The sequence below is a fragment of the Stenotrophomonas sp. Steno-Z2 genome (assembly GCF_056393235.1).
Genome location: NZ_JBWJOY010000002.1, coordinates 40,448 through 54,397, shown reverse-complemented (window position 1 = coordinate 54,397; position 13,950 = coordinate 40,448). Strand labels below are relative to the sequence as shown.

Genomic DNA, 13,950 nt, shown 5'->3' with positions numbered 1-13,950 from the left:
CCGGCGCGGGAAGACACGCCGGAAACCCGTGACATGTCACTGAAAGGAGTGGATACGATGAGCAGAACAGCGCCCCGTGTATACGTGGACCAGGCCGGCATCGACCACCTCAAGCGGCTGCAGCTGGCGCTGGACGCCGAACTCATGGTCGAGCTGCGCATGCGCGACGGCTCGAACCTGGTGGGTACCCTGGTGGATCGCCCCACGGTCCAGCAGTTCCGCGGCCCCGACGGCGGGGAGGGCACCAACGGCCAGGTGCGGATCGACCTGGGCGGCGGCGACATCCGCGACCTCTGGCTGGACGAGGTGGAGCACTACACCCGCCTGGGTTCGAGCTAGAACCGCTCAGTCCTTCCGGCGTGGCACCGGGGGACGTTCGTAGTCCTGCGGATGCGCGGTGTGTTCGGCCTCGGGCATGTCCGGGCGTTTCCACTGCGCCTCGTCGTTGCGCAGCCTGTCCGGGGTGTGGGCCTTGTCCTGGTCGCTGGCCTTGCCGGGGTTGAGCGGCAGCTTGTCGTTCATGGCGTGCTCCCGGCGTCCTGCGCCGGCGTGTCGGCAGTGGCCAGCGCACGTGCCTGATCCAGGTGCTGCGCCACCCGGGTACGGGTCTGCTGCAGGTGGGCCTGCACGTCCGGACGGGTAGCGGCCGGGATGAGGGTCTGGTCCAGCGCGGCCAGCGCATCGGTATGCCCGGCGACCATGGCCTGCACGTAGGCGCGTTGGTAGGCCTGGCCGTTCTGGGTGGACAACTGCTGCATCACGTCCTGGCCCTTCTTCATCTGCGCCCGGGCGTTGGCGCTGTCGGGGTCGGGGTGCAGGGCGTCGGTCTGCTGCCTGTTCTTGCCGTGTTCGTCGATCATCCGGCGCGCGTAGTCGGCGACCGGACCGGTGACGTTCTTTTCCAGGGCCTGCCGGCCCATGGCGATCTCATGGTCGTTGATGGCGTTCAGCACGGCCAGCGCGTCGCCATCGGCGTCGTGGGACGCCGCGCCGCCGGCGCGGGGCACCGGGCCCGGCGGGCCGTCGTGCGGCGCAGCGGCGGCATCGGAGGCGGTGGCCTCGGTGCCGCGCGAGGGCATGTTGTCGTTGCGGCAGGCGGACAGGGAGACGATGCAGATCAGCAGAAGCAGCTTTGCCAGGTCGAGGATCTTCATGGAAGGACTCCGTGGTGGGTGGCGCGCCGGTGCCGGCGGGCTCCGGCGCAGGTCCATGCTTGCCGCGCCGGCGTTCGGTGGGCGTGGACCGAGGTGACAAGAAGATCAGCGTGGCCATGGCCGCCACGCGGAACAATCTGCATCGCGGCTGCAGGTTTTTCATGGACGCATGGCGCTGGCGACGCGCTGCGGGGCAGGGCGGGTTGGCACGGGAGTTGCGTCACCCCGTCATTTCCGGAGGCATCGACAACGGGAGCAGCGACATGGCCGGCAACAGGGTGGTGCAGAAGGTGCAGGACGGGCGGTGGCTGCACTGGACCTTCGGTTGCGGCCACGTCCACCTGCGCGTGGGCCATGTCGACGTGCTGGAAATCCTTGCGATGGCGCCGGGATGGCGCGTGGAGACCGCCATCACCGACCTCGAAGGAAACCGCGCGCGCCAGGTCGTGCCCACGCTGCACGCCGCCCTGTGCTGGTCCTTGCGGTGGACGCGGGCGCGCTGGCCGTACCTGCTGGCCCTGTCGCGCACCTGCGAGGAATACCTGCGGCAGCGCGGCGCGGGTCGGCAGGCATGACGCAGGCGCGATCAGGCCGGGTCGGCATCCACCGCCGGCGGCGCGGGCGCCTGGCGCAGGCGCTGCCGGCAATGGGCACAGCCGGAGGCATGGGAGGCGGCGATCCGCTGCAGCAGGCGGACCCGCATCTTGGCCCAGCGCGCACCCCAGCGCATGCCCGCGCTGGGCGAGCGCACCGCCACCGACGGTTGCCGGTACAGCGGGTCCTGCAGGTGCACCTGCACGATCCAGCCGTGGCGCTGGGTGCGCACCTCGAGCACCTCCACGTCGCCCAGGAACAGGCGCCTGCTGTCCTCTTCCTCCATCCAGTCGAACGGCGCGGGAAGGCGGCACGGCACGGCGCGGCTCATGTCCCGCTCCCGGGCCAGTGCAGGGCCGCGCGCGCATCGGCGCGGAACGGCGCGGGCGGCCAGCGCCGCGACGCCGGCATCGCGGCGAGCAGTTCGTCGGCGCGCTGGTAGAAGTCCAGGTCGCAGGCCGAGGCGTCGACCGTCGCGATCGCCGCGGCCGCCCGCCGCCGCAGCGGGCGCCGCGACGAAACGCGCAGGGCCTGCAGGTGTTCCCGCGCCAGTTCCAGCCATTCCTGCATGGCCTGCGCGGCCCGCGCATCGAAGGTCTCATCGTCCTGCGCGTGGAGCAGGAACTGGCGCGGTTCGTCCGGCGCCTGCGCGGCCAGGAACGGGTGCCAGCTTCCCCCGCGCGCCAGCGCATCCAGCCAGCGCTGTGCGGCGGCGCGCAGTTCGTCACTGGCGGTGTGCTTGGCGATGGTGTCGGCGAGCGCCGCCGCGGCCGCCATCTCGCGGGCGAGCTGCGCCAGCAGCACGTCGTCGGCCATGCGCCCGGGATCGTTCCGGCGCCGGGCGGCGAGCAGGGCAGCGGCGCAGGCGCCGGCCGCGCCCACCAGCAGGTACCGCCAGGTTCTGTTCGTCGTGCTCATCTTCGGCCTCCTGTGATGCCGGCGCTCAGGCCGGCAGGCCGCCGCCGGGCGCAGCGTCGCGCGCACCGCGTGCGGCGCCCGCGACCGTGATCTCGTTGCGGATGTCCTTCACGCCGCCGCAGGAATCGGCAATGTCCTCGGCCAGGTGGCGCATCCAGCGCGAGGCGACGCTGCCGCGCAGGGTGGCGACGCCATCGACCACCTGCACGCTGATGTCGCTGGCGTCGAGCATGTCGTTGTCGGTGAGGCGCTCGTTCAGGTCCTCGGTGATGCGCTCGTCCGAGCGCGCGTAGTTGCGCGGACCGCGACCGCGGTAGGAGCCGGCGCGCGGTTCCGGCTGCCGCTGCCCGCCGCGGGCCTCGGCCCACGGCGCCCGCCAGTCGCGGCCATACCCGGCCCGGGAAGGCGGGGACGAGGGCGCGCGGTCGGGGTCGCCGACGCCGTACAGCGTGTTTCCCTGCCAGCCCGGCTGCTGGTATTCGTGGCCGCGCGCGTGCGCGCCGTAGTCGCGCAGGGCGCGTTCCTCGTCGTCCGGGTAGCCGCGGCGGTTCCAGCGCCCATCGTCGCGCCGGCCATCGCCATAGTCGGCCTCACTGGCGCCGAACAGCGCGCTGTCGCCGTGCGCCATGCCGCGCCACAGATCGCCGGCGCCGCCTTCATCCTGCGTGCCGCCCCATGCGCGTGGCAGCGGGGAGGCATCGCGGCGGCGCCCGCCGTCCGGATGCGGCCGCGCGTCGTCGTCGCCGTGTTCCCTGCCGAAGCCGCGCCCGCCCTGGTTGCCGTCCGGCCAGTCGTATCGAGTCATCTTGTTCTCCTGCATGCCGATGGAAAGTCGCCGTCCGTCTTCCGCGGGAAAGAACGGATGCAGGGTGCGGTCGCAAAACCCATGCCAGCGCGCATCGCGGCAATGCCAGTGCCGCCGGTGCCGCGGCGCGCCGGCGACGTGCAGCTTGTGCACGGAAATGAAGATTCTGCAGGCGCGGCCCGCTCGTGCGCGGCGGCGTCAGCGCCCGGCCCCGGGTTCCCTGGGCGCCACCGCCTGCGCGCAGCGCTCGAACGCGCGTTCGATCCGGTCCAGCGTGTCCACGGTTTCCGCCGGCGCCCCGGTGCCGAGCTGGCGCCGCAGCAGCGACAGGCCGACCCCGACCACGTTCAGGTCGTTGCGCAGGCGATGCAGGGTCCGCTCATCCATGGAGCCGGGACCGCGCCAGGTGATTGTGGACGGTACGCACGCTGACGCCGAGGCTGCGCGCGGTGGCGGTCTTGTCGCCGCCATGGAAGGCCAGCGTGCGCCTGAGCATTTCCTCCTCGATGTCCTGCAGCGGCGTGCCGATGCGGAACTGCACCACGTCGCCGCTGTCGTGCGTGCGCCGCGCCAGCGCCAGCGGGTTGATGTCCACCATCGGCCCGCTGGCGTTGAGGTAGGCGCGCTCGGTGGCCGCCATCAGCTCGCGCACATTGCCCGGCCAGGGGTGGCGCAGCAGCCGCGCGATGCCGGCCGGGTCCAGCCGCTTCGGCGGGCCACCGTACTTGTCGTTCAACATCGCCACGAAGCGGTTGGCCAGCAGGCGGATGTCGTCACCGCGCGCGCGCAGCGGCGGAAGCTCGATGAGGTAGTGGCCCAGGCGGTAGAACAGGTCGTCGCGGAGCATGCCTTCGTCGGGCAGGCGGTTGGTGGCCGCCACGATGCGCACGTCGACGGGGATCTCGCCGGTGCCGCCGACCCGCACCACGGTGCCGGTCTCCAGCACGCGCAGCAGGTAGACCTGCAGGGCGGCGGGCATTTCGCCGATCTCGTCCAGGAACAGCGTGCCGCCGTCGGCCTGTTCCAGGAAGCCGACATGGCGGTTGGCCGCGCCGGTGAACGCGCCGCGCTCGTGGCCGAACAGCTGGCTGGCCATCAGGTCGGCCGGCACGGCGCCGCAGTTCATGCAGATCAGCTTGCCGGAGCGGCCGCTGTGCGCGTGCACGGCGCGCGCGACCAGCTCCTTGCCGGTGCCGGTCTCGCCCAGGACCAGGACGTTCATATCGGTGGGCGCCACGCGCAGGATGTCGTGCTTGACCCGCTGCATGGGCGCGCTTTCGCCGACCAGATCGAAATCGTGACGCTCCTGCCCGTGGAAGCGGCACTGCAGGTCTTCCTGCACGCGGCGGAACAGCTGCTCCAGCGCATCGGCGCCCACCGGCTTGCCGATGAACTCGGTGGCGGGGCTGGCCACCGCGCGGCGGATCTGCTCGGCGTCGCTGGTGCCGGACACGAACACGATCTGGCCGTGGCGGTCGGCGGGAATGCGGTCGAGGATGTCCAGGCCGGTGCCGTCGGGCAGCGCCATGTCCAGGATGGTCAGGTCGGCGTCGTTGCTGGACAGCCAGAAGGTGGCCTCGGACACGGTATGGAACTGGTGGGTGAGAAAGCCCTCGCTCCGGGCGACCCTCGTCAGGAACACGGAAAAATCGGGATCATCATCGACGATGGCCAGGGTCGGGGCAGTCACTCGCTTCTCCTCCATTGCACGGCAACGACGCTAGGCGCCTGCGCGTTACTCCTTCGTCAGCTGCGTGCACCCGCATTTGATCGGCACAACACACGGCCTCGATGGGATGGCCGTGCCGGGCATGAAACAGCGGCGTCGGCCGCGCGCCGGTCCTGCCGCGAAGGTGCTGCATGTGGAATGCGGGAGCCGCGCGGAGCCCACCTGCGCACCGCGCCCTTCGCGGAAGGTGCTGCGCGTCGGGATATGGATGCGGTGGCGGCGCCGTGATGCGGTGGTGACATCCGCTCACATGCTGCATACATCCGCGTCCGGATATTCACCAATTCGACCGAGGGATGAACGACCATGACCAGCACGCTTTCCGGGCGCCGGATTCTCGTAGTCGAGGACGAATACATGCTTGCCGAGTGCCTGCATGAACTGCTGCAGGACGAAGGCGCCGAAGTGCTGGGGCCGGCCAGCTGCGTGGAGGATGCCAACGCGCTGCTGGACGGTCATCCGATGCCCGATGCGGCGGTGCTGGACATCAACCTGGGCCGGCAGAGCGTGTATCCGGTGGCGGACCGGCTGAGCGGGCAGGGCGTGCCCTTCCTGTTCACGACCGGCTACGACCACGGATTGATTCCCGAGCGTTATTCCGATTGCCTGCAATGCGTCAAGCCGTTCGGCGCGGAAGACGTGCGGGCGTTGCTCCTGGAACTGCTGCATGACCACGCCGGCTGAGGCTGGCGGGGAGGACGGGGCAGCCGGGTCGCGCATCGCCAGGCCCGCTCACCTGGCCGGGTGGGTCTGGCATGTGGCCAGCGATACGATCGCCTGGTCCGATTCGGGCTTCGACATCGGCGGCTTCCGGCCAAGCGTGGTCGCCCCGGACATGCACGGCTTCCTGTCGCGGGTCCACGAGCAGGACCGCGGGCGCATGCAGGCGCTGCTGTCGCGCACGGGCGAGGAACGCGGCGACTCCACCTGCCAGTTCAGGTACTGGCTGCCCGACGGGCAGCAGCGCCAGCTGCTGCTGAGGACGCTGTTCCGCCTGCGCGACGCGCACGATCTTGGCAAGGTGGCCGGCACCCTGCACGACGTCACCGGCCATGTCGATGTCGAAAGGGCGCTGCACGAAAGCATGGCGCGCTTCGCCCAGTTCGGCGAAGCCGCCTCCGACGTGCTGTGGATCCGCAATGCCCAGACGTTCCGGCTCGAATACCTGAGCCAGGCCTTCGATCACCTGTATGGGTGCGACCGCGGCACGATGCTGGCCAACCCGACCCTGGAAAAGTGGACGAGCCTGATCCTGCGCGAGGACCGGCACCGGGTCCGCGAGGCGCTGGAACGGGTCAGGACCGGCGAGCGCGTGGTGATCGAATACCGGATCCGCCGCGGCGACGGCACGATCCGCTGGATGCGCAATACCAAGTTCCCGCTGCTCGACTGCGAAGGACGGGTGGTGCGCATCGGCGGCATCGGCCACGACGCCACCGAGGAAAAGGAGGCCTCGGAGCGCGCCCAGGTGCTGATGGCCGAACTGCAGCACCGCACCCGCAACCTGATGGCGGTGGTGTGCGCGGTGGCCGACCGCACGCTGGACGAATGCACGACGCTGGCCGAGTTCCGCGACAGCTACCGCAGCCGCATAACCGCCATCGCCCGGGTGCATACCCTGCTTTCCAGCCTGGACGAGGGCAGGACGGTCACCTTCGACCGGCTGCTGCTGGAGGAACTGCAGGCGCATGGCGCCGACCGCGCGCAGGTGGTGCTGGACGGCCCGGGCGGCGTCGGCCTGGAATCGGCCACGCTGCAGACCCTGGCCCTGGCGCTGCATGAGTTGATGACCAATGCCACCAAGTACGGCGCGCTGGCTGCCGGCTCCGGCCGGCTGGCGGTGCGCTGGCGCCGCCACCGCCGCGAGGACGGCACGCCGGTGCTGAAGGTGGAGTGGAGCGAGGCGTGCAGCGATGTCGTGCGGCCGGAGCCCGGGCGCAAGGGCGGGTACGGCCGCGAACTGATCGAGCGCGCCCTGCCATACCAGCTCAAGGCGCGTACCTCCTATGAACTGACCGACCACGGCGTGGAGTACGTGATCGAGGTTCCGCTGCGCAGGCGCTGAATGCCGCGTCGGCCGCGCCTGCCGCGTGATGCGCGCAGGCACCCGGGTCGACGATGGACGGGGATGCCGGAGAAACCGGGCGACGCACCGCGTGCTGCACGGTGCGTGCGCATGCGCGCATGGTCGAAGCGGGCGCGATGCGAAACGCAGCGGCCACCCTGAAATATTTGCAGCGGGTGCGCATTTGCTTCGCGCATGCCGGCGCCACGGTCTTCGCGAAACCGCTTGAAACGCCGTGTCCGCGGCGAATCCGGCGTTGGCATGGTGTGTGCTGACTCTCCTGGTACCCGCACACGGAGTCCAGGAAATGAAGGCAAAAACCACCAAGGCCGCCACGACGAAGACCGCCAGCAAGAGCGCCAGCAAGGCCGTCGGCAAGACCGGCGCCGGGACTGCCGGAACGGCCGCCAGCAGGACGCCCACGCCGGCGTCGTCCACTGGCCAGGATGCGGTCGCACTGCTCAAGGCGGACCACCGCCAGGTCGAGCAGATGTTCGCGCAGTACGCCGCCACCGGGGATGCCGACGACAAGTCCGAGCTGGTGCGCAACATCGGCAACGCGCTGGTCATCCACGCCATGCTGGAAGAGGAGATCTTCTATCCGGCGTGCCGCGAGGGCGGCATCGAGGACGCGGTGATGGACGAAGCGCAGGTCGAGCACGACTCGCTCGGCATGTTCATCCAGGAGCTGACCGACGACAGCCCCGGGGCGCCGTTCTACGACGCGAAAGTCAAGGTACTTGGTGAGTACGTGAATCTGCATGTCCGCGAAGAAGAGAAGCCGAGCAGCGGGATCTTCGCGAAGGCCGTTTCATCCGGCCTGGACATGGCAGAGCTGGGGGAACGCCTGAAGGCCAGGAAGCAGGAACTCGAACTGCAGGCCGAAGCCGAAGGCGTGATTCCCCCGACCTCCCGCTCGCTCGGCAGACAGCGTTATTCCGATTATGGAGATATGAACATGGCACGATACAACCAGGAACGCGACGACCAGGGTCGCTTCGTGAGCGATGACGACCGCCGCTACTCCAGCCGCGGACGCCAGGACGATGACGACCGCCGCTACAGCCGCTCCCGCGACGACGAGCGTTCTTCGCGCGGACGCGACTACGATGATGACGACCGCGGCCGCTACAGCCGTTCGCGCGATGACGACGACCGCGGCGGTTCGCGTGGCGGCCATGGCGGCTGGTTCGGCGACCCGGAAGGCCATTCGCGCGCTTCCGAACGCGGTTGGGAAGGCCGCCGGAACGACGATGACGACCGCGGCGGCCGCTACAGCCGTTCGCGCTACGACGATGATCGCGGCGGTTCCAGCCGCTCGCGTTACGACGACGACCGCGGCGGTTCGCGTGGCGGCCATGGCGGCTGGTTCGGCGATCCGGAAGGCCATGCGCGTGCGGCCGAACGCGGCTGGGAAGGCCGCCGCGATGACGATGACCGGGGCCGCTACAGCCGTTCGCGCTACGACGACGACCGGGGCGGCTCCAGCCGTTCTTCGCGCTACGACGATGATCGTGGCGGTTCCTCGCGTGGCGGCCACGGCGGCTGGTTCGGCGACCCGGAAGGCCACGCCCGTGCCGCCGAGCGTGGCTGGGAAGGCCGCAGGGACGATGACGACGACCGCGGCCGCCGCAGTTCGCGTGGCCGCTGAGTAGCCCGGTGCGCCGATGCGCCGCATGGAGGGCCCGGTTCCGGGCCCTTCGTGCGTTGCTGCCAACACCAACACCAACACCAACGCCATCGCGCCTGCTGCCTGTTCCTCAGCTGCCCGCGCGCAGCGCCTCCACCACCAGCGCGAACGCCGGCGAATGCTGCTTCCGGCTGGGGTAGTACAGGTGGTAGCCGGAAAACGGCGGGCACCAGTCCTGCAGCACGCGCAGCAGGCGTCCTTCCTCGATGTGCGGCGCGAACTCGTCCTCTGGCAGGAACGCCACGCCCAGGCCGTCCAGCGCGGCCTGCACGATGGGCGGGGAGGCATTGAAGATGGCCTGTCCTTCCACCCGCACGTTCACCTGCCGGCCGCGGCGCTCGAACTCCCATACGTACAGGCCGCCGGCGGTGGGGAAACGCATGTTGATGCAGTTGTGCGCGGTCAGGTCCGCGGGCGCCTTCGGCGGCGGGTGGCGCTGGAAATAGGCGGGCGACGCGACCGCCGCCATGCGCAGCTTCGGCCCGATCGGCAGCGCGACCATGTCCCGGTCGATGCTCTCGCCCAGGCGCACGCCCGCGTCGAAACGGTCGGCGACGATGTCGCGCAGCCCGTAGCTGATGTCGAACTCGATGGCGATGTCCGGGTAGCGGTGCATCAGCGGCAGCAGCCGCGGCAGCAGCAGCGTGCGCAGCACGTGGTCACCGCAGGTAAGGCGCACCGTGCCGGCCGGCTTGTCGCGCAGCTCGGTCAGCGCATCCAGTTCGGCCTCGATCTCGTCGAAGCGCTCGCCGATGGCCAGCAGCAGCCGCTCGCCGGCCGGGGTGGGGGAGACGCTGCGCGTGGTGCGCGTCAGCAGGCGGATGCGCAGCCGTTCCTCCAGCGCCTTGATCGCCTGGCTGAGCGCGGACTGGGAAACCCCCAGCGCCGCGCCGGCACGGGTGAAGCTGCCTTCCCGGGCGACGGTGACGAAGGCCAGCAGGTCGTTGAGGTTGCGTCGTGCCATGGCGCCAGTGTGGCACGCTGGATTGATTAGCAGGGCTAATAGACCTTAAAAGAATCCATCGGCTAATCATTGCAATAAAGGAGGCGCAGAATGCCCCCACCTCCCATCCGGATGCAGCCGACATGACCCAGTCCGTCAAAGCCTATGGCGCCCACGCCGGCGACCGCCCGCTGGAACCGCTCGACATCACCCGGCGCGTGCCGGGCCCGCACGACGTGCAGATCGACATCGCCTACTGCGGCATCTGCCATTCGGACCTGCACCAGGTGCGCGCCGAATGGCAGGGCACCCGGTTCCCGTGCGTGCCGGGCCACGAGATCGTCGGCCGGGTGTCGGCGGTGGGCGGGCAGGTGAGCGGCTTCGCGCCGGGCGACCTGGTCGGCGTGGGCTGCATCGTCGACAGCTGCCGCCACTGCGCGGACTGCGCCGAGGGCCTGGAGAACTACTGCCAGGGCATGGTCGGCACCTACAACGGGCCGACCGCCGATGCGCCGGGCTGGACGCTGGGCGGTTACTCCGAACGCATCGTCGTCCACGAACGCTACGTGCTGCGCATCCGCCACCCCGAAGCGCAGCTGGCGGCGGTGGCGCCGCTGCTGTGCGCCGGCATCACCATCTGGTCGCCGCTGCGCCACTGGCAGGCCGGCCCGGGGCGCAAGGTCGGCGTGGTCGGCATCGGCGGCCTCGGCCACATGGGCATCAAGCTGGCCCATGCGCTGGGCGCGCGCGTGGTCGCCTTCACCACCTCCGGCTCCAAGCGCGAGGCCGCGCTGGCGCTGGGCGCCGACGAGGTGGTGGTCTCGCGCGACCGCGAGGCGATGGCCGCGCACGCCGGCAGCTTCGACCTGATCGTCAACACCGTGGCCGCGCCGCACGACCTGGATGCCTTCCTGGCGCTGCTGCGCCGCGACGGCGCCATGGTGCTGGTCGGCGCGCCGGCCACGCCGCACCCCTCGCCGAACGTGTTCAACCTGATCACCCAGCGCCGCACCCTGGCCGGGTCGATGATCGGCGGCATTCCCGAGACCCAGGAGATGCTCGATTTCTGCGCCGGACACGGCATCGTCGCCGACATCGAGCTGATCGCCGCCGACGGCATCAACGCCGCCTACGAGCGCATGCTGGCTGGCGACGTGAAATACCGCTTCGTCATCGACAACGCCACCCTGTCCCGATGAGGCCGATGCCGATGCGAACGCTGCTGCTCGCGCTGGCGTTGGCCGCCGCGATCCCCGCCGCCCCGGCGCAGGACCTGTCCCACGGTGCGGACAATTTCTACTGGAGCGAGCGGCTCGTGCACCGCAAGGTGGGCTTCGACAACCAGTACCGCATGCGCATCGCCGGCAACCTGTTCCTGCCCGGCGACCACGAGCCCGGCAGGCGCTACCCGGCCATCATCGTCGGTCACCCGATGGGCGCGGTGAAGGAACAGAGCGCCACCCTGTACGCGCAGAAGCTGGCCGAGCAGGGCTTCGTCACCCTGGCCATCGACCAGTCGTTCTGGGGCGAAAGCGCGGGACAGCCGCGCAACGCGGTGGCGCCGGACCTCTACGCCGAAGCCTTCAGCGCCGCGGTGGACTACCTGGGAACACAGGACTTCGTCGACCGCGAGCGGATAGGCGTGCTGGGCATCTGCGGCAGCGGCAGCTTCGCGATCAGCGCGGCCAAGATCGATCCGCGCATGAAGGCCATCGCCACGGTGAGCATGTACGACATGGGCGCGGCCAACCGCGACGCACTGAACCATTCGCAGACGCTGGAACAGCGCCAGGCGATCATCGACGAGGCCGCGCGGCAGCGCTGGGTCGAGGCCGAGGGCGGCGCGACGCGCTACACCAGCGGCACCGTGCACCGGCTCCAGGCCGATACCCACCCGATCCAGCGCGAGTTCCACGACTTCTACCGCACCCCGCGCGGCGCGTTCACGCCGGCCGGCTCGTCGCCCGAGTTGACCACGCACCCGACGCTGAGCAGCAACGTGAAGTTCATGAACTTCTACCCTTTCAACGACATCGAGACGATCTCGCCGCGGCCGATGCTGTTCATCAGCGGCGACCAGGCGCACTCCAGGGAGTTCAGCGAACAGGCCTACCGCCTGGCCGGCGAGCCCAAGGAACTGCTCTGGGTGGAGGGCGCCGGGCACGTGGACCTGTACGACCGCACCGACCTGATCCCGTTCGAACGGCTGGCCTCGTTCTTCCGGCACAACCTGCCGGCGCCGTAGCCGCCGCGCGCGCTCCGGCGCATTCGCCCCACCGTTGTCGACGACCGCGCCCCACCGGGCGCGCGGCGTCCTTCATCCCGATGGAACCGCAATGACCTCTTCCCCGATATCCGCCGCCGCGCCGCAGGACGCCGGCCGCGAGCGCGCCCGCTGGGGCGGCGTGTTCGCCATGACGTTGTGCGTGTTCGCCCTGATCGCCTCCGAATTCATGCCGGTCAGCCTGCTGACGCCGATGGCGGCCGATCTGGGCGTCAGCGAGGGGCGGGCCGGCTACGGCATCGCCATTTCCGGCGCCTTCGCGGTGCTGACCAGCCTGTCGATCACGCGGCTGGCTGGCGCCATGGACCGCAGGACGCTGCTGCTGGCGCTGACCGCGCTGATGGCGCTGTCCGGCGTGGTCGTCGCGCTGGCCCCGGACTACCCGACCTACATGGCCGGCCGCGCGTTCATCGGCGTGGTGATCGGCGGTTTCTGGTCGATGTCGGCGGCCACGGCCATGCGCCTGGTGCCCGCCGACCAGGTGCCGCGCGCCCTGGCCATCTTCAACGGCGGCAACGCGCTGGCGACAGTGATCGCCGCGCCGCTGGGCAGCTACCTGGGCGCGGTGATCGGCTGGCGGGGGGCGTTCCTGTGCCTGTTCCCGGTAGCGGCGATCGCGTTCGCCTGGCAATGGATCAGCCTGCCGCGCATGGCCGCGGCGACCGGCGCGACGCGCGGGCAGGGGCTCCAGTTGCTGCGGCGCAGGGTGGTGCTGCTGGGCATGGTGGCGTGCGGCGCCTTCTTCATGGGCCAGTTCGCGCTGTTCACCTACGTGCGCCCCTTCCTGGAGCTGGTGACGCGCGTGGACCCGCGGGGCCTGTCGCTGGTGCTGCTGGGCATCGGCGTCGCCGGCTTCCTCGGCACCGTGGCGATCGGTGCGTTCCTGCGGCGCGGCCTGTACCGCACGCTGGTCGTCATTCCGGTCGCGATGGCCGCCATTGCGCTGGTGCTGATTCCCACCGGTGGCTGGCTGTGGGCCGCGACGGCGCTGCTGGCGCTGTGGGGCCTGCTCGCCACCGCGGCGCCGGTGGGATGGTGGAGCTGGGTGGCGCAGACGTTTCCCCACGACGCCGAGGCCGGCGGCGGGCTGATGGTCGCCGTCGTGCAGTGTTCCATCGCGCTGGGGTCGACCGTGGGCGGCGTGCTGTTCGACGGCCGTGGCTACCAGGCCACCTTGGTCGCCGCCGCCGCGATCCTGCTGCTGGCGGCGCTGCTGACGGGCTGGACCGCGGGAACGCAGCGGCGGATGGCGATGGGAGCGGGGCGCTGATGCGTGCCGATACCCGTGCCTTGCGATTGCCGCTCGCCTTGCTGTGTCTGCTGTCCCTCGCGCCAGTTGCATGCGCGCAGCAGGATGATCCCCATGCTGCCGCACGCCCACAGGCTGCCGCCACACCGGAGAACCGTTCGATGAAGATCCGACTGCTGATCGATGGCCGCGCGTTGTCCGCCACGCTGGAGGACGGCGCCGCTACCCGCGACTTCCTCGCGCAGCTGCCACTGAACCTGCAGCTGGAGGACTACGCCGCGACCGAGAAGATCGCGCCGCTGCCACGGCCGCTCTCGACCGTGGGCGCGCCCGCCGGCGTGACTCCCGTTGCGGGCGATCTGGCCTTCTACGCGCCGTGGGGCAATCTGGCGATCTTCCACAAACCGTTCGGCTACTCGAAGGGTCTGGTCCGGCTGGGCCGCATCGACGGCGACCTGCAGGCGCTGCGGCATCCAGGGCCGGTGCAGGTTCGCATTGAGCCGGCCGCGGATGACTGAT

At 70.4% G+C, this 13,950-nt stretch carries 17 protein-coding genes; 9 read left to right on the top strand and 8 right to left on the bottom strand.

The window, feature by feature from the left end; all coding sequences use genetic code 11:
- Positions 1–57 precede the first annotated feature (57 nt).
- Positions 58–339, top strand: coding sequence for a DUF3247 family protein (locus AC06FP_RS05210; protein WP_456119295.1), 282 nt, complete (start codon positions 58–60; stop codon positions 337–339).
- A gap of 6 nt (positions 340–345) precedes the next feature.
- Here AC06FP_RS05210 and AC06FP_RS05205 read toward each other — a convergent pair whose 3' ends face one another.
- Together AC06FP_RS05205 and AC06FP_RS05200 are read right to left on the bottom strand one after the other, a co-directional pair.
- Positions 346–522 carry a hypothetical protein gene (locus tag AC06FP_RS05205; protein WP_478074786.1) on the bottom strand — a complete coding sequence of 59 codons (177 nt, stop codon included), beginning with the start codon at positions 520–522 and terminating at the stop codon, positions 346–348.
- Complete coding sequence (locus AC06FP_RS05200; protein WP_478074785.1) at positions 519–1,154, bottom strand: DUF4142 domain-containing protein; 636 nt, start codon at positions 1,152–1,154, stop codon at positions 519–521. The genes AC06FP_RS05205 and AC06FP_RS05200 overlap by 4 nt, the downstream gene beginning before the upstream one ends.
- A gap of 83 nt (positions 1,155–1,237) precedes the next feature.
- On the opposite strand from AC06FP_RS05200, the gene AC06FP_RS05195 reads away from it, so the two are divergent.
- Positions 1,238–1,729: a hypothetical protein gene (locus AC06FP_RS05195; RefSeq protein WP_478074784.1), complete on the top strand. Its 492-nt coding sequence runs from the start codon at positions 1,238–1,240 to the stop codon at positions 1,727–1,729.
- Positions 1,730–1,740: 11 nt separating this feature from the next.
- Here the strand turns inward: AC06FP_RS05195 and AC06FP_RS05190 are convergent, their stop codons facing one another.
- The 5 genes from AC06FP_RS05190 to AC06FP_RS05170 form a co-directional block, all read right to left on the bottom strand.
- Entirely contained in the window at positions 1,741–2,079 is a 339-nt protein-coding gene (locus AC06FP_RS05190) for a hypothetical protein (RefSeq protein ID WP_478074783.1), read from the bottom strand.
- Positions 2,076–2,666, bottom strand: coding sequence for a hypothetical protein (locus AC06FP_RS05185; RefSeq protein ID WP_478074782.1), 591 nt, complete (start codon positions 2,664–2,666; stop codon positions 2,076–2,078). Before AC06FP_RS05185 ends, AC06FP_RS05190 begins: the two co-directional genes overlap by 4 nt.
- A gap of 25 nt (positions 2,667–2,691) precedes the next feature.
- Positions 2,692–3,471 (bottom strand): BON domain-containing protein, encoded by a 780-nt coding sequence (locus AC06FP_RS05180; RefSeq protein WP_478074781.1) that lies wholly within the window; start codon positions 3,469–3,471, stop codon positions 2,692–2,694.
- Positions 3,472–3,669: 198 nt separating this feature from the next.
- The gene (locus AC06FP_RS05175; protein WP_478074780.1) at positions 3,670–3,858 is read right to left on the bottom strand and encodes a hypothetical protein; all 189 of its coding nucleotides are present in this window, start codon (positions 3,856–3,858) and stop codon (positions 3,670–3,672) included.
- Positions 3,851–5,161: a sigma-54-dependent transcriptional regulator gene (locus tag AC06FP_RS05170; protein ID WP_478074779.1), complete on the bottom strand. Its 1,311-nt coding sequence runs from the start codon at positions 5,159–5,161 to the stop codon at positions 3,851–3,853. Before AC06FP_RS05170 ends, AC06FP_RS05175 begins: the two co-directional genes overlap by 8 nt.
- Positions 5,162–5,506: 345 nt before the next feature.
- Between AC06FP_RS05170 and AC06FP_RS05165 the strand changes: the two genes are divergently transcribed.
- The 3 genes from AC06FP_RS05165 to AC06FP_RS05155 all read left to right on the top strand — a co-directional run bounded on the left by AC06FP_RS05165 (position 5,507) and on the right by AC06FP_RS05155 (position 8,916).
- Positions 5,507–5,884 carry a response regulator gene (locus AC06FP_RS05165; protein WP_456119304.1) on the top strand — a complete coding sequence of 126 codons (378 nt, stop codon included), beginning with the start codon at positions 5,507–5,509 and terminating at the stop codon, positions 5,882–5,884.
- Positions 5,868–7,265: a sensor histidine kinase gene (locus tag AC06FP_RS05160; protein WP_478074778.1), complete on the top strand. Its 1,398-nt coding sequence runs from the start codon at positions 5,868–5,870 to the stop codon at positions 7,263–7,265. The genes AC06FP_RS05165 and AC06FP_RS05160 overlap by 17 nt, the downstream gene beginning before the upstream one ends.
- A gap of 307 nt (positions 7,266–7,572) precedes the next feature.
- Complete coding sequence (locus AC06FP_RS05155; RefSeq protein ID WP_478074777.1) at positions 7,573–8,916, top strand: hemerythrin domain-containing protein; 1,344 nt, start codon at positions 7,573–7,575, stop codon at positions 8,914–8,916.
- A gap of 109 nt (positions 8,917–9,025) precedes the next feature.
- On the opposite strand, the gene AC06FP_RS05150 is transcribed toward AC06FP_RS05155, so the two are convergent.
- Entirely contained in the window at positions 9,026–9,919 is an 894-nt protein-coding gene (locus AC06FP_RS05150) for a LysR family transcriptional regulator (RefSeq protein ID WP_478074776.1), read from the bottom strand.
- Between the two features lie 122 nt (positions 9,920–10,041).
- On the opposite strand from AC06FP_RS05150, the gene AC06FP_RS05145 reads away from it, so the two are divergent.
- The 4 genes from AC06FP_RS05145 to AC06FP_RS05130 all read left to right on the top strand — a co-directional run bounded on the left by AC06FP_RS05145 (position 10,042) and on the right by AC06FP_RS05130 (position 13,949).
- Positions 10,042–11,097 (top strand): NAD(P)-dependent alcohol dehydrogenase, encoded by a 1,056-nt coding sequence (locus AC06FP_RS05145; protein ID WP_478074775.1) that lies wholly within the window; start codon positions 10,042–10,044, stop codon positions 11,095–11,097.
- 11 nt (positions 11,098–11,108) lie between these two features.
- Entirely contained in the window at positions 11,109–12,143 is a 1,035-nt protein-coding gene (locus AC06FP_RS05140; protein WP_478075289.1) for an alpha/beta hydrolase, read from the top strand.
- 91 nt (positions 12,144–12,234) lie between these two features.
- Positions 12,235–13,452: an MFS transporter gene (locus AC06FP_RS05135; protein WP_478074774.1), complete on the top strand. Its 1,218-nt coding sequence runs from the start codon at positions 12,235–12,237 to the stop codon at positions 13,450–13,452.
- Positions 13,452–13,949 (top strand): cyclophilin-like fold protein, encoded by a 498-nt coding sequence (locus tag AC06FP_RS05130; RefSeq protein ID WP_478074773.1) that lies wholly within the window; start codon positions 13,452–13,454, stop codon positions 13,947–13,949. Before AC06FP_RS05135 ends, AC06FP_RS05130 begins: the two co-directional genes overlap by 1 nt.
- The last annotated feature ends 1 nt before the right edge of the window (position 13,950 follow it).

Bases quoted from the DNA above. Each gene is read 5' to 3' on its own strand.
- AC06FP_RS05200 (WP_478074785.1), bottom strand. From the start codon at position 1,154: ATGAAGATCCTCGACCTGGCAAAGCTGCTTCTGCTGATCTGCATCGTC.
- AC06FP_RS05185 (WP_478074782.1), bottom strand. From the start codon at position 2,666: ATGAGCACGACGAACAGAACCTGGCGGTACCTGCTGGTGGGCGCGGCC.
- AC06FP_RS05205 (WP_478074786.1), bottom strand. From the start codon at position 522: ATGAACGACAAGCTGCCGCTCAACCCCGGCAAGGCCAGCGACCAGGAC.
- AC06FP_RS05210 (WP_456119295.1), top strand. From the start codon at position 58: ATGAGCAGAACAGCGCCCCGTGTATACGTGGACCAGGCCGGCATCGAC.
- AC06FP_RS05145 (WP_478074775.1), top strand. From the start codon at position 10,042: ATGACCCAGTCCGTCAAAGCCTATGGCGCCCACGCCGGCGACCGCCCG.
- AC06FP_RS05150 (WP_478074776.1), bottom strand. From the start codon at position 9,919: ATGGCACGACGCAACCTCAACGACCTGCTGGCCTTCGTCACCGTCGCC.
- AC06FP_RS05175 (WP_478074780.1), bottom strand. From the start codon at position 3,858: ATGGATGAGCGGACCCTGCATCGCCTGCGCAACGACCTGAACGTGGTC.
- AC06FP_RS05190 (WP_478074783.1), bottom strand. From the start codon at position 2,079: ATGAGCCGCGCCGTGCCGTGCCGCCTTCCCGCGCCGTTCGACTGGATG.
- AC06FP_RS05130 (WP_478074773.1), top strand. From the start codon at position 13,452: ATGCGTGCCGATACCCGTGCCTTGCGATTGCCGCTCGCCTTGCTGTGT.
- AC06FP_RS05155 (WP_478074777.1), top strand. From the start codon at position 7,573: ATGAAGGCAAAAACCACCAAGGCCGCCACGACGAAGACCGCCAGCAAG.
- AC06FP_RS05180 (WP_478074781.1), bottom strand. From the start codon at position 3,471: ATGACTCGATACGACTGGCCGGACGGCAACCAGGGCGGGCGCGGCTTC.
- AC06FP_RS05160 (WP_478074778.1), top strand. From the start codon at position 5,868: ATGACCACGCCGGCTGAGGCTGGCGGGGAGGACGGGGCAGCCGGGTCG.
- AC06FP_RS05140 (WP_478075289.1), top strand. From the start codon at position 11,109: ATGCGAACGCTGCTGCTCGCGCTGGCGTTGGCCGCCGCGATCCCCGCC.
- AC06FP_RS05135 (WP_478074774.1), top strand. From the start codon at position 12,235: ATGACCTCTTCCCCGATATCCGCCGCCGCGCCGCAGGACGCCGGCCGC.
- AC06FP_RS05165 (WP_456119304.1), top strand. From the start codon at position 5,507: ATGACCAGCACGCTTTCCGGGCGCCGGATTCTCGTAGTCGAGGACGAA.